Origin of the sequence: Salipiger bermudensis (genome assembly GCF_017309175.1) — a bacterium.
GTDB lineage: Bacteria > Pseudomonadota > Alphaproteobacteria > Rhodobacterales > Rhodobacteraceae > Salipiger > Salipiger bermudensis.
Window position 1 is genome coordinate 45,120 of record NZ_JAEKJV010000010.1, and the last position, 23,291, is coordinate 68,410.

Sequence of the window (23,291 nt, forward strand, 5' to 3'; positions counted from 1 at the left end):
CTCGTTGGATAGGCGTTCAGTTCACGGACTTTTCGTCCGCGTTGTTGGTATCGAGCGCGGCCTGCACGCCTTCGGGCAGGTCGATCTCGTAGAAAGTGTAGCTGAGCGTGATGTGATTGATGTGCTTGGCGTCCGGATCATCGACGATCTCGGGGTCGACGAAGAAGTTCACCGGCATCTGCACCCGCTCGCCGGGCATCAGCACCTGCTCGGTGAAGCAGAAGCACTCGATCTTGTTGAAATACCCGCCCGCCTCGTAGGGGTAGACGTTGTAGCTCGCCTGACCGGCAATCGGCTTGTCTGTGGGGTTGTAGGCCTCGTAGAAGGCCAGCCCGTCCTCGCCGATCTTCATCGTCATCTCGGTCTGCGCGGGCTTGAACTCCCACGGGAAGCCGCGCGCCTTGGAGCCGTCGAAGCGGATCTTGATCTCGCGGTCGAGAACGGTGCCGGTCGTGGCAGAGGCCACGTTGGTGGTGCCGCCAAAGCCGGTGACCCGGCAGAACCAGTTGTAGAACGGCACCGAGGCCCAGGCCATTGCGCCCATGAAGACCACCACGCCGACAAGCTGCAGCAGGGTCTTGTTCTTGTTGTCAGCCGCCATCCTGCACCCCCCTGTCGCCTTGCAGCGCACCTGAGATGTCGCCGCCGGTCACCTTGACCATGGTCATGCCGAAGACGATCACGATGAACGACACCAGCAGCAGGCCGACGCCGACATTGCGGCCAAAGCGGCGCTTGTGCAGGTCGTGTTGCTTGGAAATGCTCATGCCCAACCTCCCAGGCCGAACCGCGCGAGGCCGGCCTCGAGCAGGATGGCACCGAAATGCGCGAAGAGATAGAGCAGGGAAAGCTTGAAGAAGGCTTTCTCGGTCTTGAAGTTGTCCGCCTCGGAGGCGTCCTCGTCGCGGCGGAAGATCTCCCACGCGCCCTTCAGGAACAGCCCGTTCAACACCACCGCCACGGCGAGGTAGACCGGCCCGCCGATCGAGGTGAAGCCGGTGCCGATGGCCAGCGCGGCGAGCAGCACGGTGTAGACGAGGATGTGCACGCGGGTCGAGCGGCGGCCGTGGGTCACGGTCAGCATCGGCACGCCGGCATCGTCGTAATCCGAGCGCATGAACAGCGCCAGCGCCCAGAAGTGCGGCGGGGTCCACATGAAGGTCAGGCAGAACATCAGCACGGCCTCGATGCCGACCGATCCGGTCGCGGCGGCCCAGCCGATCATCGGGGGGAAGGCCCCGGCGGCGCCACCGATGACGATGTTCTGCGGCGTCGAGCGCTTCAGCCACATGGTGTAGATCACCACGTAGAAGAAGATCGTGAAGGCCAGCAGGGCGCCGGCGAGCCAGTTGGTGGCGAGCCCGAGGAAGACGCAGGAAAAGGCCGAAAGCGCGAGGCCCAGCCCCAGCGCCTCGCCCGGCTCGACCCGGCCGGCGGGGATCGGGCGCTTGGCGGTGCGCTTCATCACCTGGTCGATATCGGCATCCCACCACATGTTCAGCGCGCCAGAGGCGCCGCCGCCCACGGCGATGAACAGGATGGCGCAGAAGCCGATGAACGGATGCACCGGGACCGGCGCCGCCAGCAGACCGACCAGCGCGGTAAAGACGACAAGCGTCATCACCCGGGGCTTCAGCAGGGCGAAATAGTCGCCGAACTGCGCCTCGCCGGGCTGCGTGGTCTCGAGAGTGCTGTTGGTGCTGAGATCGGTCATCTGGGTCTTTGCTGGGTCAGTCAGTCAGGAAACCGGCGCCCCGCCTCCGGGGCGCCGGCCAATGGGATCAGGAGTTGGCCAGGAACTGGCGCACGTCGACATAGCCGCCGTCTTCCTGCGACGCCGCGAACCAGGCGTCATAGGCTTCCTGGCTGACCACCTTCACAGTGATCGGCATGTAGGCGTGGCTGATGCCGCAGAGCTCGGAGCACTGGCCGAAATACACGCCCTCGCGCTCGGCGTTGAACCACAGCTCGGCGATGCGGCCCGGCACGGCATCCTGCTTCACGCCGAAGGCGGGGATGGTCCAGGAGTGGATCACGTCGGCGCCGGTCACCTGCATCACCACGGTGGCGCCCACGGGCACGACCACGGAGGTGTCGGTTGCGAGCAGCCAGTCCTCGCGGCTGTAGCCGGCCTCGACCAGTTGCGCCTCGACCTCGTCGTTGAGACGGTTGTCGCCGCCGGTGGCGGGGGCGCCGATCATGTAGCCGTCATAGGCCAGATCGGTGCCGACATACTCATAGCCCCAGTACCACTGGTAGCCGGTCACCTTGATGACCACGTCGCCCTCGGGGATTTCCTGCTGCTTGAACAGCACCGGCAGCGAGAACGCGCCGATCACAACGAGGATCAGGATCGGGCCGATGGTCCATGCCACCTCGATCGGGGTGTGGTGGGTGAAGCTTGCCGGGTTCGGGTTGGCACGGCGGTTGAAGCGGATGAAGGCGTAAACCAGAAGACCCGCGACGAACAGAGAGATCGCCGTGATGATGACGAGAAGCATCCCGTCGAGCCATTGCAGATCGCGCGCCAGCTCGGTGGCGGCTGGCTGGAAACCGACGCCCCCCTGCTGCGGACGGCCGACCACTTCCAGGTCCTGGGCGATGGCGGGCGCGGCCAGAAGGCTGGACATGAGTCCCGTCAGCATCGAAATCTTACGCATGTGTCACCTGATCCGGTTGTCGTTCTTGTTCGTTCGCAGGAGGATGCAATCCGGGCGTCGCGCCCTGGAACAATCCTCCTCCCTCTTGTTCCGCTCTTTAAAAAGCACAGATCGTGCATCAAATAAACCAGGTCGCTTGCGGCAAAAAGGCGCTTTTTTGATCTGGATCAAATAATACGAGGAAAACATGACCGAACTGCCCTTCCGCCCCTTTGAAACAGCGCTTGACCTCGACCGGTCCCTGGTGCAACTGCGCGCCGCGCTGGAGGGGGCCGAGGACGGAGAGCTGTTTCTCGAGCGACGCCGCGCCGAAGCGCTGGTGCTGGATGACGGGCGAATCAAGACTGCGAGCTACGATGCTTCGGAGGGATTCGGCCTGCGCGCGGTGAATGGCGAGGTCACTGGATACGCCCATTCCACCGAGCTTTCCGAAGCGGCCATCCAGCGCGCGGCCGAGACCGCCCGGCTGGCGGTGGGTGATGGCGGCGGCGTTCTCGCCCCGGCGCCCACGGGCACCAATCGCACGCTCTATACCGATGCCGATCCGATCGCCGGCCAGTCCTTCCCGGTCAAGGTCGACACGCTGCGCGAGATCGACGCCTATGCCCGCGGCCTTGATGCGCGCGTGGTGCAGGTCACCGCCACCATTGCCGCGAGCTGTCAGGAAGTCGCGATCCTGCGCCCCGACGGCTCGCTGGTGACCGACACCCGCCCGATGACCCGCGTCACCGTGAGCGTCATCGTCGAGGAGAACGGCCGCCGCGAGCAGGGCAGCGCCTCGGGTGGTGGCCGCTTCCTGCTCGACGGGCTGATGACGCCGGACTCGTGGCAGGGCAAGGCGCGCGAGGCGCTGCGCATCGCGCTGGTCAATCTCGAGGCCGAGGCGGCGCCTGCAGGCGTCATGGACATCGTGCTGGGGCCGGGCTGGCCGGGCATCCTGCTGCACGAGGCGGTGGGCCACGGGCTCGAGGGGGATTTCAACCGCAAGGGATCGTCGGCCTTCGCGGGGCTCATGGGCCAGCGCGTTGCGGCGCCCGGGGTGACCGTGCTGGATGACGGCACCATCCCGGACCGGCGCGGCTCGATCACCGTCGATGACGAGGGCACGCCCGGGGCCAAGAACGTGCTGATCGAGGACGGCGTGCTGGTCGGCTACATGCAGGACCGGCAGAACGCCCGGCTGATGGGGGTGGCACCCACCGGCAACGGCCGCCGCGAGAGCTATGCCCATGCGCCGATGCCGCGCATGACAAACACCTACATGCTGGGCGGCGAGGCCGATCCGGCCGACATCGTCGCCGACCTGCAGGACGGCATCTGGGCGGTGGGATTCGGCGGCGGCCAGGTTGACATCACCAACGGCAAGTTCGTGTTCTCCTGCACCGAGGCCTACCGGGTGAAGAACGGCAAGGTCGGCGCGCCGGTGAAGGGCGCCACGCTGATCGGCGACGGCGCCACCGCGCTGCAGCACATCCGGGCGCTCGGCAATGACATGGCGCTCGATCCCGGCATGGGCAATTGCGGCAAGCAGGGCCAGTGGGTGCCCGTCGGCGTGGGCCAGCCCACGGTGATGATCGGCGGGCTCACGGTGGGCGGTTCGGGCAGCTGATCGACGCGGTTAGGCGCGTGGCGGGGAAAATCGGTTTTCGGTTTACCGCTGATTAAGGATGAGTGCGCTACACCGTGCCGAGCAAGCAGACGGGGCACGGGATGACCGAGGACAGCAACAGCTTATCTTCCACTCACCCCCCACTCCCACCCACCACGGAAGAGGATCGGTTCGACCGGCTCCGTCTCTTGCGCTCCCGCCGCGTGGGCGTTGCGACCTATTGGCGCCTGCTGGCCGAGCATGGCTCGGCCGCCGCGGCGCTCGAGGCTCTGCCGGCAGTGGCCGCCGCTGCGGGCGTGGAGAATTACAGCATCTGCCCCGAAGGCGTGGTGCAGGCCGAGATCGCCGCCGCGCGGCGACATGGCGCCCGGCTGGTCTGCCTGGGCGAGGCGGGCTACCCGCCGCTTCTTGCAGAGATCGATGATCCGCCGCCGTTTCTCTGGGTGGCCGGCGATACGGCACCGCTGATGCGTCCGGCGGTGGCGCTGGTGGGCGCGCGCAACGCCTCGTCGCTCGGCACCCGCATGGCCCGCGCTCTGGCGCAGGGGCTGGGCGCCGAGGGGAGGGTGGTGATCTCGGGACTGGCCCGCGGCGTCGATGCGGCGGCGCACGAGGCTGCGCTCGACACCGGCACAGTCGCGGTGATGGCGGGTGGGGTCGATATCCTCTACCCGTCCGAGAACACCCGCCTCGGCGAAGAGATCCGCGCCCGCGGTGGCGCGCTGGTCTCCGAACATGCGATGGGGCTGCAGCCGCAGGCGCGGCACTTTCCGGCGCGCAACCGCATCGTCTCGGGCATTTCAGCAGCCATCGTGGTGGTCGAGGCGGCGGCCAAGTCCGGCTCGCTGATCACCGCGCGCTGCGCCCTCGATCAGGGGCGCGAGGTGCTGGCCGTGCCCGGCCATCCGCTCGACGCGCGCGCTGCCGGCTGCAACATGCTGATCCGCGACGGCGCGCGGCTGGTCCGCCATGCCGAGGACGTGGCCGAGGCGCTGGGGCCGCTGCCGCAACCCGAGACGCGCCAGCAGAGCCTGCCGCTGGAGCAGCCGACGGCTTCGACCTCGCAGCAGGCGGCGAGGCGACGCACGGACCGCGCGCCCGTGATCCCCGCGCCCCCGCCCGAAAGCCGCTCGCTGGCGGAAACCGCACAGCTGCACCGGCAGATCCTCGACCGGCTCGGCCCCGCGCCACTGGCCGAGGATCAGCTGATCCGCGATCTCGCCGCGCCCTCCGATGCGGTCGCCCCGGCGCTCACCGATCTCGAGATCGATGGCCGCATCCGGCGCCAGCCCGGAGGGTTGCTCTCGCTCGTCTGAGTGGCACAACGGGCTGAAAGACCGGCACCTCAAGCCCGCGTCATCTGGCCCCGCATTGACATTTCCCCCTTGCACCCCACATCTTCCGCCGCCATACGCCCTCCGCGCTCAGCCTGTGGACGTATTTCCAGGAAAGGTGGTCATTTCATGCCCGTTGTCGTCGTCGAATCCCCGGCCAAGGCCAAGACAATCAACAAGTATCTGGGGTCCGACTACACCGTTCTCGCCTCCTATGGCCACGTGCGCGACCTGCCTCCGAAGGACGGATCCGTCGACCCGGAGGAAGACTTCTCGATGAAGTGGGAGATCGGAAACGACTCCCGCAAACACGTCGCCGCGATCGCCGAGGCGCTGAAATCCGACAACGCCCTGATCCTCGCAACCGACCCTGATCGCGAGGGCGAGGCGATCTCGTGGCACCTGAAGGAGGCGCTCACCAAGCGCCGCTCGATCAAGAAGGACACCGATGTCCGCCGGGTGACCTTCAACGCCATCACCAAGGCCGCCGTCACCGAGGCGATGCAGAACCCGCGCGAGATCGACGCGCCGCTGGTCGAGGCCTATCTGGCCCGCCGCGCGCTCGACTATCTCGTGGGCTTCAACCTCTCGCCGGTGCTCTGGCGCAAGCTGCCGGGCGCGCGCTCGGCGGGGCGCGTGCAATCGGTCTGCCTGCGCCTCATCGTCGAGCGCGAGATGGAGATCGAGGCCTTCAAGCCGCGCGAATACTGGCAGGTCAAGGCGCTGCTCAGCACGCCGCGCGGGCAGGATTACGAGGCGCGCCTCACCATGCTGGCGGGCAAGAAGCTCGACCGGTTCGATATCGAGAACGCCACCCAGGCCGAGATGGCGGTGCAGGCGGTGGCCTCGCGCAAGCTCGAGATCGCCAGCGTCGAGGCCAAGCCCAGCTCGCGCAACCCCTCGGCCCCGTTCATGACCTCGACCCTGCAGCAGGAAGCCAGCCGCAAGTTCGGCATGGGCGCGCGGGCCTGCATGAGCGCCGCGCAGCGCCTCTACGAGGCCGGCCACATCACCTACATGCGGACCGACGGCATCGACATGGCGCCCGAGGCGACTGCGGCCTGCCGCGATGCCATCGCCGACCGTTTCGGCAAGGATTACGTGCCGGGCAGCCCGCGGATCTACAAGAACAAGGCCAAGAACGCGCAGGAAGCGCACGAGTGCATCCGCCCCACCGACATGACCAAGGATGCCGCCAGCCTCAAGCTGCGCGAGGATGACCAGCGCAAGCTCTACGACCTGATCTGGAAGCGCACGCTGGCCTGCCAGATGGAGGCCGCCCGGCTCGAGCGTACCACCGTCGAGATCGCCAGCCCCGACGGCCAGGTCGGGCTGCGCGCCACCGGCCAGGTGGTGCTGTTCGACGGCTTCCTGCGGGTCTACGAAGAGGGCCGCGACGACGTCGCCGACGATGATGACAAGCGCCTGCCGCAGATCATGCAGGGCGAGGCCGCCAACTTTGCCAAGGCCGGTCTGCGCGACCAGTATGCCAAGGCCTCTGAGAAGGCCGACCCGGCGGCGGGTCCCGCGGCGATGATCTCGGGCAATGACGCGGTGCTCGGCACCCAGAGCTTCACCCAGCCGCCGCCGCGCTACACCGAGGCAACGCTGGTCAAGAAGATGGAAGAGCTCGGCATCGGCCGGCCTTCGACCTATGCCAGCGTCATCGGCACGATCCAGGACCGCGAATATGTCCGCAAGGAGCAGAACCGCCTGATCCCCGAGGACAAGGGCAGGATCGTCACCATCTTCCTGCTGAACTTCTTCCGCACCTATGTCGGCTACGAGTTCACCGCCGAGCTCGAGAACGAGCTCGACGAGGTCTCGGCCGGCGAGATGGATTACAAGGCGCTGCTAGGCAAGTTCTGGCGCGATTTCTCGGCTGCGATCTCGGAAACCTCCGAGCTGCGCATTTCCGAGGTGCTCGACGTGCTCGACGAAGCGCTGGCGCCGCAGCTCTACCCGCCGCGCGAGGATGGCTCCGATCCGCGCATCTGCCCGAAATGCGGGCAGGGGCGTCTGCACCTGAAGACCTCGCGCACCGGCGGCTTCGTCGGCTGCGGCAACTATCCCGAATGCACCTACACGCGCCCGATTGCGGGCGAGGGCGCCGAGGGCGAGGAAAAGATGTTGGGCCTCGACGGCGAGGACGAGATCTGGCTCAAGGCCGGTCGGTTCGGGCCCTATGTCCAGCGCGGCGAGCCGACGCCCGAGAACAAGAAGCCGCCGCGGGCCTCGCTGCCCAAGGCGCGCGGGAATTTCCTGCCCGGCTGGGCGCCCGATGACATGACGCTGGAAAAGGCGCTGACGCTGCTGACGCTCCCGCGCGAGATCGGGATGCATCCCGATGGCGGGGTGATCAAGTCGAACTTGGGCCGCTTTGGCCCCTACATCATGCACCAGGCCCCGGACGAGGAGAAGCCGGTCTATGTCAACCTCAAGGAATTCCAGGAGGTTTTCGAGATCGGCATGAACCACGCGGTGGAGCTTCTGGCCGAGAAGCGGGCCAACCCGGGCCGTGGCCGGGGCGGGGCTGCCAAGGTTCTCAAGGAGCTGGGCGAGCATCCGGACGGCGGCAAGATCGCGGTCTACGAGGGGCGCTACGGGCCCTATGTGAAGTGGGAGAAGATCAACGCCACGCTGCCGAAAGAGACCGAGCCGGGCGATGCCACGCTCGAGCAGGCGCTGGAGCTGATCGCCGAGAAGGCCGCCAAGAAGGGTGGCAAGAAGAAGGCCGCTCCCAAGAAGACCGCGGCGAAAAAGACCACTGCCAAGAAGACCACGGCCAAGAAACCGGCGGCCAAGACGGCTGCCGCCAAGAAGGCCGAGGACTGATCCCGAGCGAAGGCGCGTGATGGGCGGAAACCGGCCTGTTGCGCGCGGCCGCGCGGTTCCATGCCGCGCCCGCAAGTATATGTGATTGGAAATGTGTCTGCCTGTGACCCAGAGTCCGGGGCAGTTCCGTCACATCTAGCGAGAGCCATGTCATGACCGACACGACCTTCACCCGCCGTGCGCTGCTCGGCGCCGCCGGTGCCACACTGGCGCTGCCGCTGGTGCCGGCCCAAGCCCGCGCTCAGGCGGTCATCCGCAACAACATCTCCAGCTTTGTCATGCAGGACTGGCGCGACCATTTCGAGACGCTGGGTGTCTCGAGCATCGTGGCCGACACGAGCTCGCGCGCGCTGCACTACTGGAACGCCGACGGCAGCGATTACCGCGTCTACCCGACCTCGGTGCCCAAGACCGACGAGCTGACCAAGCGCGGCTATACCGAGATCGTGCGCAAGAAGGTGGGCCCGAGCTGGACCCCCACCGCCTCGCAGCTCGAGCGCTTCCCCGACTGGGAACCGATCGGCCCGGGGCCGGACAACCCCTTGGGAACCCACGCGATGTACTTGAGCTGGCCGGCCTATATCATCCACGGCACCCACGACACCCGCAAGATCGGGCGGCGCTCCTCGGATGGCTGCATCGGGCTCTACAACGAGAAGATCGCCGAGCTGTTCGAAATCTGCCCGATCGGAACTCAGGTGCGGGTGATCTGAGCCGTGTCCGTTTCGTGTTAGCGCTGAAGGCGGTTCCATCCGGGACCGCCTTCGTTGACTCTGGCTCTGCAGCGCGGCAAAACCCGTGCGAACAGCTTCAGGAGGGGAGAATTCCATGAAGAAAGTCTATGGCTCCGCAGCGGAGGCCCTCGACGGTCTGCTGCGAGACGACATGCTGATCGCGGCCGGAGGGTTTGGTCTCTGCGGCATTCCCGAGCTTCTGATCGACGCCATCGTCGAGAGCGGCGTGAAGGATCTGACCATCGCCTCGAACAATTGCGGCGTTGACGGGTTTGGACTCGGCAAGCTGCTCGACACCAAGCAGATCAAGAAGATGATGTCGTCCTACGTGGGCGAGAACGCCGAGTTCATGCGCCAGTACCTGTCGGGCGAGCTCGAGCTGGAATTCAACCCGCAGGGCACGCTTGCCGAGCGCATGCGCGCCGGTGGCTGCGGCATCCCCGGCTTTTACACCAAGACCGGCGTCGGCACCCAGATCGCCGAGGGCAAGGAAGTGAAGCAATTCGGCGGCGAGGACTACATCCTCGAGGAAGGCATCTTTGCCGAGCTGTCGATCGTCAAGGCGTGGAAGGCGGACACGTCGGGCAACTGCGTGTTCCGCAAGACCGCGCGCAACTTCAACCCGCCGGCGGCGATGTGCGGCAAGATCTGCGTGATGGAGGTCGAGGAGATCGTCGAGCCGGGCGAGCTTGACCCGGATCACATCCACCTTCCGGGCATCTTCGTGCACCGCATCATCAAGGGCGAGCACGAGAAGCGCATCGAGAAAGTCACCACGCGCAGCCGGGAGGACGCATAATGCCCTGGGATCGTAATCAGATGGCCGCACGCGCGGCAGAGGAACTCGAAGACGGCATGTATGTGAACCTCGGGATCGGCATCCCGACCCTCGTGGCCAACTACGTGGGCGACAAGGAGATCACGCTGCAGTCCGAGAACGGCATGCTCGGCATGGGCCCCTTCCCCTATGAGGGCGAAGAGGATCCCGACCTGATCAACGCCGGCAAGCAGACCATCACCGAGCTGCCCAAGACCGCCTATTTCGACAGCGCCATGAGCTTCGGCATGATCCGCGGCGGCAAGATCGCCGCGGCGATCCTCGGCGCAATGGAAGTGGCCGAGAACGGCGATCTGGCGAACTGGATGATCCCGGGCAAGCTGGTCAAGGGCATGGGCGGCGCGATGGACCTCGTGGCCGGTGTCGGCCGCGTCATCGTCGTGATGGACCACACCAACAAGCATGGCGACAGCAAGCTGCTGAAGGCCTGCAGCCTGCCGCTCACCGGCACCGGCGTGGTCGATCGCATCATCACCAATTTCGGTGTGCTCGACGTGGTCGAGGGCGGCCTGAAGATCGTCGAACTGGCCGAGGGCGTGACCGAGGACGAGCTTCGCGCCGCCACCGAGGCGACCATCGTCAACTGAGCGCCGCTGCGCTCGTGACCGGATCTGCGCGGCCCTTCGGGGCCGCGCTTTTCGTTTGGGGGGCTTCAAAGGGCAGGGCAAAAAAAACGCGACCGGGTCGGTCGCGTTTTCAGGTCTAGCGATCCGGAGACGGATCAGCTCTTGGTCTCGTCCGAAGCCGGCGATGCCTTGGGCGCCTCGGATGCCGCGGGCTTGGCGGCCGGTGCGGCGGCCGGGGTCTCCTCGGCAGCCTTCTTCGCCGGAGCGGGCGTCGGGGCGGGCGCGGCGGCAGTGGTCGCGGCTTTCGTCGCGGTGGTTGCCGTCTTCTTGGCTGCCGTCGTCGTGCGCTTCGCGGCGGTCGTGCTGCGCTTCGCGGTGGTGGTGGCGGCGGAGGCGGTCTTGGTCGCGGCCTTCTCGGTGGCCTTGGCGGTGGTGGCCGTGGTGGCGGTCACGTCGTCCGCCACATCCTTGCCCACCGACATCATCAGGGCCAGTGCGTCGCTCTGAGCCGACTTGGCGACATCGCCGTAAGCGGTCATGTGCTGGTTGAGGCTTTGCATCTGTGCCGAAGCGAACTCGGACATCGCCTGGGCGTAATCGGCCGGAGCCGGCTTGGCCTTGGCGAGGTCACCGATGCGGGTGAGGGTCTCCATCGTCCAGCCGACCGAAATGTCGGTGGTCTTGCCGGCGGCGTCGAGCGCGATCGCCGAGGCCTTCTCACTGATCCCGGCAGAGTTCTTCCAGGCGTCTTCGAAGGCGGCCATATCCATCGGGAAGGCGCCCATCATGTCTTTCATTGCGGCAGTGAAATCTTGCGTCGCGGCCATTGTGTCTCTCCTCCTTGGCAGGGTGATCTGGCGGAGAATCCGCCTTGGCTTACGCTTAGACAACATCGTTGCTGCGCTGCAGCATTGCAAGGGTTCTGAGGCCGTTTAGGGAGAAAATTCGCGTCTTGGGCGAGGCCTTGCCGACCGCGAAATCAGTCAATTTCCTGAAGAAAAACGTAAAAAAGGGCGGGTTCCGAAAGGAACCCGCCCCACGTCATTGCGCCGGTTTGGGAGGAGAGGGGCGCAATTCCGGCCCGGCCCCCGAAAGGGCCGGATGTTCGATTACTTCGAGGTTGCCTTCTGGGCAGCCGCGGTCATGTCGTCGGTGGCCTTCTTCATGGCGGCGGTGGCGTCTTCAGAGAAGTCCTTGCCGGCGGCCATCATCAGTTCCACGGTGTCCATCTGGACCTTCTTCGCGATCTCGGCGTAGGCGGCCATGTTCTCGGCAGCAACCTCGGCCTGAGCGGACGCGAAATCGGTCATCGCCTTGGCGTAGTCCGCCGGCTCTTTCTTCACCTTGGACATGTCGGCCAGCTTGGTCAGCGTGTCCTTGGTCCACTTGGCGGAGATCTCGGTCGACTTCTCGGCGGCTTCCAGAGCCACGGCCGAGAGCTTCTCGTTCAGCGTCGCGGTGGTCTTGAACGCTTCGTCCATGGCTTTGGTGTCCACGGGGAAGGCGCCCATCATGTCTTTCATCATGGCGGTGTAGTCTTGCGTCTTGGCGGCCATTTCAAAAATTCCTGTCTGTCTGCCTCGGGGGCCCACCCCCCGCATTCATCGGCTGACTCCAATATGCATGCTGCGGTGCAGCATTTCAAGGGTAATTTCTGCAATGCAGCATAACCCAGCAGTTGTGCGCACTTACTGGTTGGCTTTGACCTGTACATATGCGCCGGGCGCGTCGCAGAGCGGCGGATGCTCCGAATCGCCGACCGCGCGCGCGGGGACCATCTTGCCCGAGCGCTTGCGCAGCCATGCGTCCCAGACCGGCCACCAGCTGCCCTCGTGATAATCGGCGCTCTCGCGCCATTCGGGGGCCGAGAGCTTGAGGTCGGGGTTCAGGTAGTGGCCGTATTTCTTCTTGCTGGGCGGGTTCACGATGCCGGCGATATGGCCCGACTCCGAGAGCACGAAGGTCTTCGAGCGCGAGCCCATCTTCTGCACGCCCCGGTAACAGTCCTTCCAGGCGGCGATATGATCGGTCTCTGCGGTGACCGACATCAACGGCACGTCGACGTCCCGAACGTCGAGCGTCTCGCCCATCAGCTCGAACCGGCCTTCGGCGAATTCGTTGCGCTGGCAAAGCCCGCGCAGGTACTGCATCGTCATCCGCCCCGGCAGGTTCGCGCCGTCGCCGTTCCAGTAGAGCAGGTCGAAGGCCGGTGGCGTCTCGCCCATCATGTAGGAACGGATCGCGGGCGTGTAGATCAGGTCGGTCGAGCGCAGGAACGAGAAGGTGCGCGACATGATGAAGCTCTTGAGGATGCCGCTGGCCTCGATCTCCTTCTCGATGCCGTCGACGAAATCGTTCTGCAGGAACGGCACGAACTCGCCCTGATCGCTGAAATCGGTGAGGGCAGTGAAGAAGGTGGCGGACTTGATCTGCTTGTCGCCGCGCTTCTTCAGCAGCGACAGCGTGAGCGCCAGAGTGGTGCCGGCGATGCAGTAGCCCACCACGTTGAGCCGGTCGACGCCGCAGATCTCGCGCACCACGCGCATCGCGGTGAGGTAGCCGTCCTCGATGTAATCCTCGAGCCCGACATCGCGGTAGCTTTCGTCGGCATTGACCCAGCTCACCACGAACAGCGTGTAGCCCTGGTCGACGATGTAGCGGATCAGGCTGTTCTGCGGCTTGAGGTCGAGGATGTAGAACTTGTTGATCCACGGCGGGAAGATCACCAGCGGGGTCTCACGCACCTGATCGGTGGTGGGGGAATACTGGATCAGCTCCATCATCCGGTTGCGCCAGACCACCTTGCCCTCGGCAGTGGCGATGTTGCCGCCGACCTCGAAGGCCTCCTCGTCGACCAGCCGCACCACCAGCTCGCCATTGTTGGCCTCGAGATCCGCGACCAGGTTCTCGAGCCCCTTGACGAGGCTGTCGCCCTCGGTTTCCACCGCCTTCTGGAGCGCGTCGGGGTTGGTGGCGAAGAAATTGGTCGGCGCCATCATGTCGGTGATCTGCTGGGCGAAATAGCGCAGCCGGCGCTTTTCCTGCGGATCCATCTCCTCGATCTCGTCGACCGCGTTGCGGATCGCGTCGGCGTTGATCAGGTACTGCTGCTTGATGAAGTTGAAATAGGGGTGGCTGTCCCAGAGCGGGTTCTTGAAGCGCTTGTCGGAGGGGCCGGTATCCTCGGGCGGGGCGAGGCGGCCCTCGCTCAGCGCCTTCTGGGCTTCGAGAAAGTGGCTCAGGGACTTGCCCCAGTAGCCGACCTGTTGTTCGAACACCTTGGCCGGGTTGTTCATCCAGTCCTGCCAGTAGGCCTGCATCGCCTGCGCGTAGAGCAGCGGCTCGGGGCCGTGCAGGGCCGGGTTGATCGGCTTGCGCTGTGCCAGCGCCTCGATCAGGCGCTGCGACAGTTCCTCGATCTTCACGAGATTGGTGTCGAGTTTCTCGCGTTCAGGGCTGATCACCGTGGCTTTTGTTGTCATGTGCTCGAATCCCCCCTATCTTCCTTATCCAGAACGATAACGGCGCTGCAGCCGATGGCAAAGCGGCGAATTCATTTGACGTCGAAGCGGTCCGGGCTGCAAAGGAGGGGGCAGCCGGGGCTCTGAACGCTTGGGCGTGTCACGAGACAGGAGACTTCGTTCATGCGATTCATGGCGACCTACGACCTGATGGAATCCCTTCGCAACACCAATCAATGGCTCGGTGCCACCGCCAAGGCGATGGCATCCTACCCGGCCTTCGCGGCGATGCCGAACCCGGCGCTGACCTGGATGGCGGCCTGGGGCGAAGTGGCCGAGCGCAGCTACGAGCGCATGGTGGTCAAGCCAAGCTGGGGTATCCGCACCATCACCTGCAACGACGGCAAGGATCACCTCGTGCAGAAGGAGACGGTGCTCGAGAAGCCCTTCGGCAACCTCATTCATTTCAACGTGCTGGGCCGCGAGGAGAAGGCGCGCAAGATCCTGCTGGTGGCGCCGATGTCGGGCCACTACGCGACGCTGCTGCGCTCGACAGTGATCTCGCTGATCCCGGACGCCGAAGTCTATGTCACCGACTGGAAGAACGCCCGCGATATCCCGGTGAGCTGCGGCAAATTCGATATCGAGGACTACACGCTCTACCTGATGGAGTTCATGCGCCACATGGGCCCCGAAACCAACGTCATCGCGGTCTGCCAGCCGGCCCCGCTGACGCTGGCCGCAACCGCCTACCTGGCCGAGCTCGATCCCAAGGCGCAGCCGCGCACGCTGACCCTGATCGGCGGCCCGATCGATCCCAACGCGACCCCCACCGAGGTGACCGATTTCGGCCACCGCGTGACCATGGGCCAGCTCGAGGAATCGATGATTCAGCGCGTGGGCTTCAAGTACAAGGGCGTGGGCCGTCTGGTCTATCCCGGCCTGCTTCAGCTGACCTCGTTCATGGCGATGAACGCCGAGCGTCACTCCAAGGCGTTCAACGACCAGATCCTGCGGGTGACCCGCGGCGAGGCGTCCGATCACGACGCCCACAACCGCTTCTACGACGAGTATCTCGCGGTGATGGACATGCCGGCGGAGTTCTACCTCTCGACGGTGGAGCGGATCTTCAAGAACGGAGAGATCGCCGAGAACCGGTTCATGGTCGACGGCAAGCAGGTCGATATCGGCAAGATCACCGACGTGGCGGTGAAGACCGTCGAGGGCGCCAATGACGACATCTCGGCCCCGGGCCAATGCGTCGCGGCGCTGGATCTCTGCACCGGGCTGTCGGATGCGAAGAAGGCGGCGCATCTCGAGCCGGGCGCGGGCCATTACGGCATCTTCGCCGGCAAGAGCTGGCGCAACAACATCCGCCCGCTGGTGCTCGAGTTCATCGACGCCAATGCCGGCAAGCCGCGCAGCGCCGCCAACGCAGCCTGATCTGGTGGTGCGCCTGCGGCGCACAGTGTATCTCGGCCCCCGCTGGTGCGGGGGCCTCGGTGCGTCTGGGGCCATGACGTCTCCGACGGACGCTGGTGCCTGTGGAGAGGGACAGGCCGGTGAGGGGCCAGCCCCTCACGCTCCCCGGAGTATTTTCGACGAAGAGAAGGGCAGGGCGCCGCGCCTGATCTTCTCTACGTCCCAAATACTCACAAATGCTGCGGCCTTGGCCAAGGCCCGGGCGCCCGGTGGTCAGAGCCCTTCGAAGGCACAGAGCGCGTGCACATCCATGCCCATGGCGTCGAGCCGGGCGCGGCCGCCGAGATCGGGCAGGTCGATGATGAAGGCGCAGCCGATGATCTCGCCGCCCAACCGCTCCACCAGCTTGATGCCGGCCTCGGCGGTGCCACCGGTGGCGAGCAGGTCGTCAACCAGCAGGATGCGCTCGCCGGGCAGGATGGCGTCGTCGTGGATCTCGACCACCGCCTCACCGTATTCCAGCGTATAGGCCTCGGAGATCACGGCCCCGGGCAGCTTGCCCTTCTTGCGGATCGGCACGAAGCCGGCGGAGAGCTGGTGGGCCACCGCGCCGCCGAGGATGAAGCCGCGGGCCTCGAGCCCGACCACCTTGTCGAAGCGCATGCCGGCATAGGGGTGCAGCAGCTGGTCGACCGCCATGCGAAAGCCCCGCGGGTCGGCGAAGAGCGTGGTCACGTCGCGGAAGATGATGCCTTCATGCGGGAAGTCGACGATGGCGCGGATGTAGTCCTGGACCTGTTTTTGCTGGATCATGTCTCTCTCAGGCGCTGCGGCGGAGGGTGGCGGTGAAAAGCCCCATGCCGATCAGCGCGGCGCCGCCGGCGCGGGTCAGCCAGGCGATGACGGAGGGGCGGGCGATGGCGGCGCGCAGCCGGTCGGCGGCAAACGCGTAGGCCAGCGCGTTGACTGCGGCGAGGCTGACGAAGGTGGTCACGAGGATCGCGAATTGCGGCAGCAGGGGCGCCGAGGGCGTCAGGAATTGCGGGACGAAGGCGATGAAGAAGGCGATGCTCTTGGGGTTGAGCGCCGTCACCGCGGCGGCGTGTGTGAACACGCCCCGCGCGGTGACCTCGGTGCCGGGCAGGGCAAGCCCGTCCTTCGGGGCAGAGCGCAGCAGCTTGATGCCGAGCCAGACGAGATAGGCGGCGCCGATCCATTTCAGCGCGGTGAAAAGCGTTGCCGAGGCCATCACCAGCGCGCCGAGCCCGGCAAGCGACAGCGACATGGCTGTCAGGTCTCCGAGGGCCACGCCGGTGGCCGAGGCCACGGCGACGGAGCGGCCCTTGGAGAGTGCGTAGGACAGAACCAGCAGTACTGTCGGGCCGGGGATCAGCAACAGCGCGGTCGAGGCGGCAACGAAGGTCAGCCAGAGATCGAGGGGCATCGCAATGGAAATCCTTGGTTGCGCGCAGAGTGTCGCCTTGCGCACGGCCTGACAACAGGGATGCTGGATGGCGCCTGCGACTGTCCCGCAGATGCCGCACAGCAGGTCGGGATCTGCCACCCGACGCGCGCTGACTGGCGCTTCGGAACGGCGAGATAACCCCTGAGTTGAGCGAATCTGCAAAACGCGCTATTTTATGGGGTATTCACAACGCCAATTGCATTTTTTGACCCGGAGTATTGACGATGACAGCCTTCATCCGTGCCGGCCTGGCTGCCGCCGCTTTCGTCGGCAGCACCAGCGCAGCCCTGCAGGCCCAGCCCACACCGACGATCCCTGCGCCGCCGCCTGCGCCGACCGTGTGCCCGGCGAGCCACTACGAATGCGGTCCGGGCGTGTGCTGCCCGAAGATCGGGGGCTGAGCCGATGGTCAAGCCGGTGATGACCGCCATTGGCCTCACAGCCTTTCTCGTGGTCTGTTTCGCCCTGCTGACCGGGGTGAGCAAGATGGATGTTTCGATCAAGAACGAGATGCAGCGCCATCTTGGCAACGAGCCTCTCGAGGCCGGCGACATCGTGGCGCTGTCGCCGGACGGGACGCGCATCGAGGCGTTGCTCTGCTCGGTGGAGCTCAGCCCGGATCAGTCGCCCAACAGCGAGATACGGTCGCGCTATTACAATGTGCTCGACGCTGCCGAGGAAAAGGTCTTTGCCTTCGCGCGCCGCTCGAAGGAGATCTTCGGGCTCGGCTCGGGCGAGGCGCCCGTGACCGCGGCCTCGCTCACCGGGCTGTCCTTCACCGGCGAGGTGAGCCGGATCGAAGGCAGCCCGCAGAGCCGGATCCGCTCTGATTGCTTCTGCGACGTGGTGACTGCGGTGGTCGAGCGTAAGAAAACCGCCTGCATCGTCATCAAGTCGCTGGTCGAAACCCGGCTGCGCGAGGATTCGAGCCTGAGCCGCAACACGGTCGGCGTGAGCTTCCAGTCCGATCCTCTTCTGTTCAGCGAGCCCGAGCGCTTCGCCGCTGCCTGCCCGGATCTGAACCGGGGCGCCATTGCGCCGACCGGGGGCAGCTGCGCAGGGGCGAGCGGCTTCACCCTCGACGTGGTGGCGCGGGCCAAGGTCGGCCTGATCCGAGAGGTGCCGCTGCCCTGAGGCGAAGACAGGGGCTCAGCCCAGCACCCGCCCGGCCACCGCGTCGAGCCGTTTCAGGAGCGCGGGGTCCCTGTGCCCGGGCGCGGTGAGCAGCGCGTGGTCGAGTGCCCGGTCGCAGCCATGCGGGCAGGGCGCGCGTGAGGGGCCGAGATGGGCAGGCAAGCGCCCGACAAGGCGCCGCGCCTTCTCGGCGTTGCCGGTGAGGACGCGCACGATGTCCGAGACCTCGACGGCGCCGTGCTCGGGGTGCCAGCTGTCGTAATCGGTGACCATGGCGACCGAGGCGTAGCAGAGCTCGGCCTCGCGGGCGAGCTTGGCCTCGGGCATGTTGGTCATGCCGATCACGTCGGCGCCCCAGCTGTCGCGATACATGCGCGATTCCGCCAGGGTGGAGAATTGCGGGCCTTCCATGGCGAGGTAGGTGCCGCCGTCATGCACGGTGATGCCGGCCTCGCGCGCGGCGCCCAGGCAGGCCGCGCCGAGCCGCGGGCAGGTCGGGTGGGCGAGCGAGACATGCGCGACGCAGCCCTGCCCGAAAAAGCTCTTCTCGCGTGCGAATGTCCGGTCGATGAATTGATCGACGACGACGAAATCTCCCGGCGCCATCTCCTCGCGGAACGAGCCGCAGGCGGAGACAGAGATCACGTCGGTGACGCCGAGCCGTTTCAGCGCGTCGATATTGGCGCGGTATGGCACCGAGGAGGGGCTATGGACATGGCCCCGGCCGTGACGCGGCAGGAAGGCCATGGGAACGCCGTCGAGCGTTCCGGTCAGGATCTCGTCCGAGGGCGCGCCCCAGGGCGTCTCGACCGCCTGCCAGCGCTTGTCCTCGAGCGTGTCGAGATCGTAGACCCCGGATCCGCCGATCACGCCGATCATGGTGTTGCTCATGGGGCCTCCGTGCCATTGCCGCGTCCTTTGCGACAGAGTGCACCCGGCTGGCGCAGATGGAAAGGGCGGGGCGGAGTGGCGGGGGCCTGCGTCTCGCAGGCAAGGCGCGCAGGCTCGCGTGATCGACTGCGCCGCTGCGAAATCGGCCGCAGACCGGTACAGACGCGGCTCTGCGGGTCGAAACGCTGGCAATTTTCGCCGCGCTGCAGTATCCGCGCAGACGCGCAGCAGCAAAGCAACAGGACAGACTCATGGCAAAGGCCCTCCTGGCACGGTACGCCAGACGCATCTCGATGCCCGATCTCAGCATCGCCCCCACCACCCGGCTGACGCCGGGCCAGATCAAGACCGACGTGCTGTCGGGGCTCACGGTGGCGCTTGCCCTGGTGCCCGAGGCGGTGGCCTTCGCCTTCGTCGCCGGCGTGCACCCGCTGGTCGGGCTCTACGCCGCCTTCATGGTCGGGCTGATCACCGCCGTGATCGGCGGCCGGCCGGGGATGATCTCGGGCGCGACGGGCGCGCTTGCGGTGGTCATGGTGGCGCTGGTGGCCGATCACGGGGTGGAATACCTCTTTGCCACCGTGGTGCTGATGGGCATCCTGCAGATCTTTGCCGGGGTCATGCACTGGGGCAAGTTCATCCGGCTGGTGCCGCACCCGGTGATGCTGGGCTTCGTCAACGGGCTGGCCATCGTGATCTTCATGGCCCAGCTCACGCAGTTCAAGGTGCCGGGCAGCGCCGAGGTCTCGGGGCATGGCACGTCGGGTGGCGAGTGGCTCAGCGGCATGCCGCTCTACCTGATGCTGGCGCTGGTGGCGCTGACCATGGCGGTGATCTGGCTGCTGCCGAAGCTCACAAAGATCATCCCCGCGCCGCTGGCGGGCATCGCCGTCACCGCGGTGCTGGTGATCGCGCTGGGGCTCGACACGCCGCGGGTCGGCGACCTGGCCTCGATCCAGGGGGGGCTGCCGGCCTTCCATATCCCGGCGGTGCCGCTGACCTGGGAAACGCTCGAGATCATTCTGCCTTACGCGGTGATCCTCGCCGCCATCGGCCTGATCGAGAGCCTGCTGACGCTCAACCTCGTGGGCGAGATGACCGGCCAGCGCGGTGGCGCGAGCCAGGAATGCATCGCCCAGGGCGCGGCCAACACCGTCACCGGGTTCTTCGGCGGCATGGGCGGCTGTGCGATGATCGGCCAGTCGATGATCAACGTGAATTCCGGCGGCCGCACCCGCATCGCCGGTATCGCCGCGGCGCTGTTCCTGCTGAGCTTCATCCTCTTCGCCTCGCCACTGATCGAGCTGATCCCACTGGCGGCGCTGGTCGGCGTGATGTTCATGGTGGTGATCGGCACCTTCGCGTGGAACTCGCTCCGGATCCTGTTCCGCGTGCCGCTGATCGACGCCTTCGTCATCGTGCTGGTGACCGTGGTGACGGTCTACGAGGACCTCGCCGTGGCGGTGGTCGTGGGGGTCATCGTCTCGGCGCTGGCCTATGCCTGGAACAACGCCCGCCGCATCCACGCGCGCAGCTACACCACGCCCGAGGGGGCCAAGGTCTACCAGGTGCAGGGGCCGCTGTTCTTCGGCTCCGCCGAGGGCTTTGCCGAGATCTTCAACGTGGCCGAGGATCCGCAGACGGTGATCGTCGATTTCGCCGACAGCCGGGTGGTCGACCAGTCGGCGCTGCAGGCGATCGAGGCGATGGCGGCGAAATACGAGGCCGCCGGCAAGCGTCTGCAGCTGCGCCACCTGTCGCGCGACTGTCATCGGCTGCTGAGCAAGGCCGGGCACCTGATGGTCGACAGCGACGACGACCCCGATTACGCGCTGGCGGTGGATTACCACGTGCGCACGGGGATCCTTGGCGGGCACTGAGCGCCGCTGCTGTTGCGAGGGATTGCGCCGCGGGCTACGCCCGCGTCGCCAGGGGGGCGCGCACCTTGCGGTGCGCGCCCCGTTTGGTTGCGGTCTATGGTCTGCCGGCAGTGGGGGCTTGTGGCGAGGGCCGTTTCGGGGGCGCTGCCCCCGTCCGCGCGAGGCGCGGACTCCCCCGGAGTATTTGTCGACGTAGAGAAGGGGCGGGGCCGGGCCTGTGGCGGGCGGGCGCGCGCTCAGGCCGGAGGTGTCATTCGCCGGGACGTTTGAGCTCGAAGACCTCGCGGATCACCGAGTAGTCGCGGTAGCCAAGCCGGGTCAGCGGCTGGAAGGTGGTCACGTCGAAGCGCCCGTCGACGAGGCAATCGTCGCGGAGATGCACGCCGGTGACCTCTCCGAAGGTGACGAAATTGGCCGCGCCCGGCAGCTTGACGATCTCCACGACCCTGCATTCCAGTGCCGCCGGTGCCGCGGCCACGCGCGGGCAGTCGATGGTCTCGCATTCGGCCTTCTCGAGCCCGGCCAGTTCGAACTCGTCCTTGCCCGCCTCCCAGGGACCGGAGGTCAGGTTCATCGCGTCGCGCATGGCGAACTCGACGATGTTGACGCAGAACGTGCCGGTCTCGCGCAGCTGGGCGACGCTGTCCTTGGTGTCGCCGCGATCGTCCTTGGTGGAGGTCGAGGAGAACATCACCTGCGGCGGCACATAGGCCACTGCATTGAAGAAGCTGTAGGGCGCGAGATTGTCGCCCATCGCGCCACGGGTCGAGATCCAGCCGATCGGGCGTGGCGTGACGATGGCGTTGAACGGGTTGTGGGGCAGGCCGTGGCCATCCTCTGGGCGGTAGAACATTGCTGTCCTCTCAACTGTTTGCAGCTATATGCTGAAACAGATAGGCCGGATCGCGGATGAATGCACGGGAGAAGCGGCGCTGTTCACGCTGTCACAGGAAAAGCCGGGGGACTGGTGGGAGGTCGAGGCGCTCTACGACCTGAGCTTTGCCCCCGGGCGGACGCTGCTCTCGTCCTACCGCCTGCGCGACGACGTGCCGCCGGTGGCCGAGCTGTGCCGGGTGGCGCGCGATGAGAGCGGCATCCTCGGCGGTGCGATCCGTTACTGGCCGGTGCGCATCGGGCACTGGCACGCGCTGCTGCTGGGGCCGGTGGCGGTGCACCCCACGGCGCAGGGCGAAGGGCTGGGCGCGGCGCTGATCCGTGACACCGTCGAACGCGCCCGGGCGCTGGAATGGTCGCGGGTGCTTCTGGTGGGCGACGAGCCCTATTACAGGCGCTTCGGGTTCGGGCATCTGAGCGGAGTCGAGATGCCGCCGCCCACCAATCCCGAGCGGATCCTCGGGCTCGAGCTGGTGCCCGGCGCCTTGCAGGGCGTGGCCGGTGAGGTCACCCGTTACGCTTGATTTCCGGCGCCGAGCACCGATCTTCTCTTGGAAGAGAAGGAAGGGCCGCCATGACCGGAACGGAGCTTGTCGCCGTGGACACCAGCAAGGAGATCGCCGCGCTCGCGCGCCGCTACCGCTCGGCGGGGGGCGTGGGGTTACAGGTGCTCAACATCATCGGCGGGCAGGCCGAGAACCTGCTCGAGCGGTTGCCCGACAAGGTCAAGGACCGGCTCGAGACCGCCACCGAACGGGCGCTCGAGACGGCGATGCGCGCCGCCGCCGGGTCGCGCGGGGTGGTGCCGGACCAGAAGAGCTGGCTCAACACCGCGCTGACCACCGCCATGGGCGCGGCTGGCGGGGCCGGGGGGCTGCCGACGGCGCTGGCCGAGCTGCCGGTGACCACGACGGTGCTGCTGCGCGCCATCCAGGGCATCGCCGCAGAGCACGGCTTTGATCCGAACGATCCCGAGATCCGGCGCGAGTGCCTGGTGGTGTTCGGCGCGGCGGGCCCGCTCGAGCATGACGATGGCGCCGACATGGGGTTCCTGTCGGCACGGGTCACGCTGACCGGCACCACGGTGCACGGGCTGATCCGGAGCGTCTCGCCGAAGCTGGCGGCGGTGATGGGCCAGAAGCTCGCGGCGCAGACCGTGCCGGTGCTCGGGGCGGCGGCAGGGGCGGCGACGAACTTCGCCTATACCAGCTACTACCAGCAGATGGCCTTCGTGCATTTCGGCCTGCTGAAGCTGGCGCGCGACAGCGGTCAGGAACGCGCCGCGCTGGTCGACGCGCTGCGCGCCGAGATGCGCCGGGGTTAACCACTTTTTCGGGTTTCGGCGCTAGTCAGGGCAGGCGGGGCGGCAAAGCCGGTCCGCTCGGCGCTCTGGCGAAGGTGCGGGCTGCGGGATGTTCAGCTGGTGCCGGCGGTCTTGTGGACCCTGCTCGCCTTGGGGCCGGTCCCGCGCAGAATGTGCGGGAAGTGTCTGTGGCCAGAACGGCGCACGGCGCGTCCATGATCGAGGGGGCGTCCGACCAGAGCGATCATCTGGTTGGGCGCTTTTC

General features: G+C 66.5%; 23 protein-coding genes. 12 read left to right on the top strand and 11 right to left on the bottom strand.

Annotation, left to right across the window (positions count from 1 at the left end; genetic code table 11):
- Positions 1-16: 16 nt before the first annotated feature.
- The 4 genes from JF542_RS14565 to coxB form a co-directional block, all read right to left on the bottom strand.
- A complete protein-coding gene (locus JF542_RS14565; RefSeq protein WP_007797404.1) occupies positions 17-601 on the bottom strand; it encodes a cytochrome c oxidase assembly protein in 585 nt (194 codons plus the stop codon).
- On the bottom strand, positions 591-767 hold the full coding sequence (locus JF542_RS14570; RefSeq protein WP_207076360.1) for a hypothetical protein: 177 nt from the start codon (positions 765-767) through the stop codon (positions 591-593). Before JF542_RS14570 ends, JF542_RS14565 begins: the two co-directional genes overlap by 11 nt.
- Complete coding sequence (gene cyoE / locus JF542_RS14575) at positions 764-1,714, bottom strand: heme o synthase (RefSeq protein ID WP_207076361.1); 951 nt, start codon at positions 1,712-1,714, stop codon at positions 764-766. The genes JF542_RS14570 and cyoE overlap by 4 nt, the downstream gene beginning before the upstream one ends.
- Positions 1,715-1,781: 67 nt before the next feature.
- On the bottom strand, positions 1,782-2,660 hold the full coding sequence (gene coxB / locus JF542_RS14580) for a cytochrome c oxidase subunit II (protein ID WP_040544568.1): 879 nt from the start codon (positions 2,658-2,660) through the stop codon (positions 1,782-1,784).
- A gap of 187 nt (positions 2,661-2,847) precedes the next feature.
- Between coxB and tldD the strand changes: the two genes are divergently transcribed.
- The 6 genes from tldD to JF542_RS14610 all read left to right on the top strand — a co-directional run bounded on the left by tldD (position 2,848) and on the right by JF542_RS14610 (position 10,597).
- Complete coding sequence (gene tldD, locus JF542_RS14585) at positions 2,848-4,269, top strand: metalloprotease TldD (RefSeq protein WP_207076362.1); 1,422 nt, start codon at positions 2,848-2,850, stop codon at positions 4,267-4,269.
- A gap of 101 nt (positions 4,270-4,370) precedes the next feature.
- The gene (gene dprA, locus JF542_RS14590) at positions 4,371-5,585 is read left to right on the top strand and encodes a DNA-processing protein DprA (RefSeq protein ID WP_207076363.1); all 1,215 of its coding nucleotides are present in this window, start codon (positions 4,371-4,373) and stop codon (positions 5,583-5,585) included.
- A 147-nt stretch (positions 5,586-5,732) separates the two neighbouring features.
- On the top strand, positions 5,733-8,438 hold the full coding sequence (gene topA / locus JF542_RS14595) for a type I DNA topoisomerase (RefSeq protein ID WP_207076364.1): 2,706 nt from the start codon (positions 5,733-5,735) through the stop codon (positions 8,436-8,438).
- A gap of 152 nt (positions 8,439-8,590) precedes the next feature.
- Positions 8,591-9,151 (top strand): L,D-transpeptidase, encoded by a 561-nt coding sequence (locus JF542_RS14600; protein WP_207076365.1) that lies wholly within the window; start codon positions 8,591-8,593, stop codon positions 9,149-9,151.
- Between the two features lie 115 nt (positions 9,152-9,266).
- Complete coding sequence (locus tag JF542_RS14605; protein WP_007797421.1) at positions 9,267-9,971, top strand: CoA transferase subunit A; 705 nt, start codon at positions 9,267-9,269, stop codon at positions 9,969-9,971.
- Positions 9,971-10,597 (top strand): 3-oxoacid CoA-transferase subunit B, encoded by a 627-nt coding sequence (locus tag JF542_RS14610; protein WP_207076366.1) that lies wholly within the window; start codon positions 9,971-9,973, stop codon positions 10,595-10,597. The genes JF542_RS14605 and JF542_RS14610 overlap by 1 nt, the downstream gene beginning before the upstream one ends.
- Before the next feature lie 134 nt (positions 10,598-10,731).
- Here JF542_RS14610 and JF542_RS14615 read toward each other — a convergent pair whose 3' ends face one another.
- The 3 genes from JF542_RS14615 to JF542_RS14625 all read right to left on the bottom strand — a co-directional run bounded on the left by JF542_RS14615 (position 10,732) and on the right by JF542_RS14625 (position 14,058).
- Positions 10,732-11,403 carry a phasin gene (locus JF542_RS14615; protein WP_207076367.1) on the bottom strand — a complete coding sequence of 224 codons (672 nt, stop codon included), beginning with the start codon at positions 11,401-11,403 and terminating at the stop codon, positions 10,732-10,734.
- A gap of 282 nt (positions 11,404-11,685) precedes the next feature.
- Positions 11,686-12,132 carry a phasin, PhaP gene (locus JF542_RS14620; RefSeq protein WP_007797431.1) on the bottom strand — a complete coding sequence of 149 codons (447 nt, stop codon included), beginning with the start codon at positions 12,130-12,132 and terminating at the stop codon, positions 11,686-11,688.
- A 132-nt stretch (positions 12,133-12,264) separates the two neighbouring features.
- Entirely contained in the window at positions 12,265-14,058 is a 1,794-nt protein-coding gene (locus tag JF542_RS14625; protein WP_207076368.1) for a PHA/PHB synthase family protein, read from the bottom strand.
- 162 nt (positions 14,059-14,220) lie between these two features.
- On the opposite strand from JF542_RS14625, the gene phaZ reads away from it, so the two are divergent.
- Entirely contained in the window at positions 14,221-15,480 is a 1,260-nt protein-coding gene (gene phaZ / locus JF542_RS14630; RefSeq protein WP_007797437.1) for a polyhydroxyalkanoate depolymerase, read from the top strand.
- Positions 15,481-15,732: 252 nt separating this feature from the next.
- On the opposite strand, the gene JF542_RS14635 is transcribed toward phaZ, so the two are convergent.
- Both JF542_RS14635 and JF542_RS14640 read right to left on the bottom strand, forming a co-directional pair.
- Positions 15,733-16,272, bottom strand: coding sequence for an adenine phosphoribosyltransferase (locus tag JF542_RS14635; protein WP_242533766.1), 540 nt, complete (start codon positions 16,270-16,272; stop codon positions 15,733-15,735).
- Between the two features lie 7 nt (positions 16,273-16,279).
- A complete protein-coding gene (locus JF542_RS14640; protein ID WP_207076369.1) occupies positions 16,280-16,903 on the bottom strand; it encodes a LysE family translocator in 624 nt (207 codons plus the stop codon).
- Between the two features lie 245 nt (positions 16,904-17,148).
- On the opposite strand from JF542_RS14640, the gene JF542_RS14645 reads away from it, so the two are divergent.
- Both JF542_RS14645 and JF542_RS14650 read left to right on the top strand, forming a co-directional pair.
- Positions 17,149-17,325, top strand: coding sequence for a hypothetical protein (locus JF542_RS14645; RefSeq protein WP_207076370.1), 177 nt, complete (start codon positions 17,149-17,151; stop codon positions 17,323-17,325).
- A 4-nt stretch (positions 17,326-17,329) separates the two neighbouring features.
- On the top strand, positions 17,330-18,058 hold the full coding sequence (locus tag JF542_RS14650; RefSeq protein WP_207076371.1) for a hypothetical protein: 729 nt from the start codon (positions 17,330-17,332) through the stop codon (positions 18,056-18,058).
- Between the two features lie 15 nt (positions 18,059-18,073).
- Here the strand turns inward: JF542_RS14650 and JF542_RS14655 are convergent, their stop codons facing one another.
- Entirely contained in the window at positions 18,074-18,949 is an 876-nt protein-coding gene (locus JF542_RS14655; RefSeq protein WP_207076372.1) for an S-methyl-5'-thioadenosine phosphorylase, read from the bottom strand.
- A 251-nt stretch (positions 18,950-19,200) separates the two neighbouring features.
- On the opposite strand from JF542_RS14655, the gene JF542_RS14660 reads away from it, so the two are divergent.
- On the top strand, positions 19,201-20,829 hold the full coding sequence (locus JF542_RS14660) for a SulP family inorganic anion transporter (RefSeq protein WP_007797448.1): 1,629 nt from the start codon (positions 19,201-19,203) through the stop codon (positions 20,827-20,829).
- Positions 20,830-21,079: 250 nt separating this feature from the next.
- Here JF542_RS14660 and JF542_RS14665 read toward each other — a convergent pair whose 3' ends face one another.
- Positions 21,080-21,682 carry a flavin reductase family protein gene (locus JF542_RS14665; protein ID WP_207076373.1) on the bottom strand — a complete coding sequence of 201 codons (603 nt, stop codon included), beginning with the start codon at positions 21,680-21,682 and terminating at the stop codon, positions 21,080-21,082.
- Between the two features lie 28 nt (positions 21,683-21,710).
- Here JF542_RS14665 and JF542_RS14670 point away from each other — a divergent pair, with 28 nt between their 5' ends.
- Both JF542_RS14670 and JF542_RS14675 read left to right on the top strand, forming a co-directional pair.
- The gene (locus JF542_RS14670) at positions 21,711-22,247 is read left to right on the top strand and encodes a GNAT family N-acetyltransferase (RefSeq protein ID WP_207076374.1); all 537 of its coding nucleotides are present in this window, start codon (positions 21,711-21,713) and stop codon (positions 22,245-22,247) included.
- Positions 22,248-22,297: 50 nt separating this feature from the next.
- On the top strand, positions 22,298-23,047 hold the full coding sequence (locus JF542_RS14675; protein ID WP_007797458.1) for an EcsC family protein: 750 nt from the start codon (positions 22,298-22,300) through the stop codon (positions 23,045-23,047).
- The last annotated feature ends 244 nt before the right edge of the window (positions 23,048-23,291 follow it).

Coding starts and splice junctions, on each gene's coding strand:
- JF542_RS14565 (WP_007797404.1), bottom strand. CDS start 601: ATGGCGGCTGACAACAAGAACAAGACCCTGCTGCAGCTTGTCGGCGTG.
- JF542_RS14570 (WP_207076360.1), bottom strand. CDS start 767: ATGAGCATTTCCAAGCAACACGACCTGCACAAGCGCCGCTTTGGCCGC.
- cyoE (WP_207076361.1), bottom strand. CDS start 1,714: ATGACCGATCTCAGCACCAACAGCACTCTCGAGACCACGCAGCCCGGC.
- coxB (WP_040544568.1), bottom strand. CDS start 2,660: ATGCGTAAGATTTCGATGCTGACGGGACTCATGTCCAGCCTTCTGGCC.
- tldD (WP_207076362.1), top strand. CDS start 2,848: ATGACCGAACTGCCCTTCCGCCCCTTTGAAACAGCGCTTGACCTCGAC.
- dprA (WP_207076363.1), top strand. CDS start 4,371: ATGACCGAGGACAGCAACAGCTTATCTTCCACTCACCCCCCACTCCCA.
- topA (WP_207076364.1), top strand. CDS start 5,733: ATGCCCGTTGTCGTCGTCGAATCCCCGGCCAAGGCCAAGACAATCAAC.
- JF542_RS14600 (WP_207076365.1), top strand. CDS start 8,591: ATGACCGACACGACCTTCACCCGCCGTGCGCTGCTCGGCGCCGCCGGT.
- JF542_RS14605 (WP_007797421.1), top strand. CDS start 9,267: ATGAAGAAAGTCTATGGCTCCGCAGCGGAGGCCCTCGACGGTCTGCTG.
- JF542_RS14610 (WP_207076366.1), top strand. CDS start 9,971: ATGCCCTGGGATCGTAATCAGATGGCCGCACGCGCGGCAGAGGAACTC.
- JF542_RS14615 (WP_207076367.1), bottom strand. CDS start 11,403: ATGGCCGCGACGCAAGATTTCACTGCCGCAATGAAAGACATGATGGGC.
- JF542_RS14620 (WP_007797431.1), bottom strand. CDS start 12,132: ATGGCCGCCAAGACGCAAGACTACACCGCCATGATGAAAGACATGATG.
- JF542_RS14625 (WP_207076368.1), bottom strand. CDS start 14,058: ATGACAACAAAAGCCACGGTGATCAGCCCTGAACGCGAGAAACTCGAC.
- phaZ (WP_007797437.1), top strand. CDS start 14,221: ATGCGATTCATGGCGACCTACGACCTGATGGAATCCCTTCGCAACACC.
- JF542_RS14635 (WP_242533766.1), bottom strand. CDS start 16,272: ATGATCCAGCAAAAACAGGTCCAGGACTACATCCGCGCCATCGTCGAC.
- JF542_RS14640 (WP_207076369.1), bottom strand. CDS start 16,903: ATGCCCCTCGATCTCTGGCTGACCTTCGTTGCCGCCTCGACCGCGCTG.
- JF542_RS14645 (WP_207076370.1), top strand. CDS start 17,149: ATGACAGCCTTCATCCGTGCCGGCCTGGCTGCCGCCGCTTTCGTCGGC.
- JF542_RS14650 (WP_207076371.1), top strand. CDS start 17,330: ATGGTCAAGCCGGTGATGACCGCCATTGGCCTCACAGCCTTTCTCGTG.
- JF542_RS14655 (WP_207076372.1), bottom strand. CDS start 18,949: ATGAGCAACACCATGATCGGCGTGATCGGCGGATCCGGGGTCTACGAT.
- JF542_RS14660 (WP_007797448.1), top strand. CDS start 19,201: ATGGCAAAGGCCCTCCTGGCACGGTACGCCAGACGCATCTCGATGCCC.
- JF542_RS14665 (WP_207076373.1), bottom strand. CDS start 21,682: ATGTTCTACCGCCCAGAGGATGGCCACGGCCTGCCCCACAACCCGTTC.
- JF542_RS14670 (WP_207076374.1), top strand. CDS start 21,711: ATGCTGAAACAGATAGGCCGGATCGCGGATGAATGCACGGGAGAAGCG.
- JF542_RS14675 (WP_007797458.1), top strand. CDS start 22,298: ATGACCGGAACGGAGCTTGTCGCCGTGGACACCAGCAAGGAGATCGCC.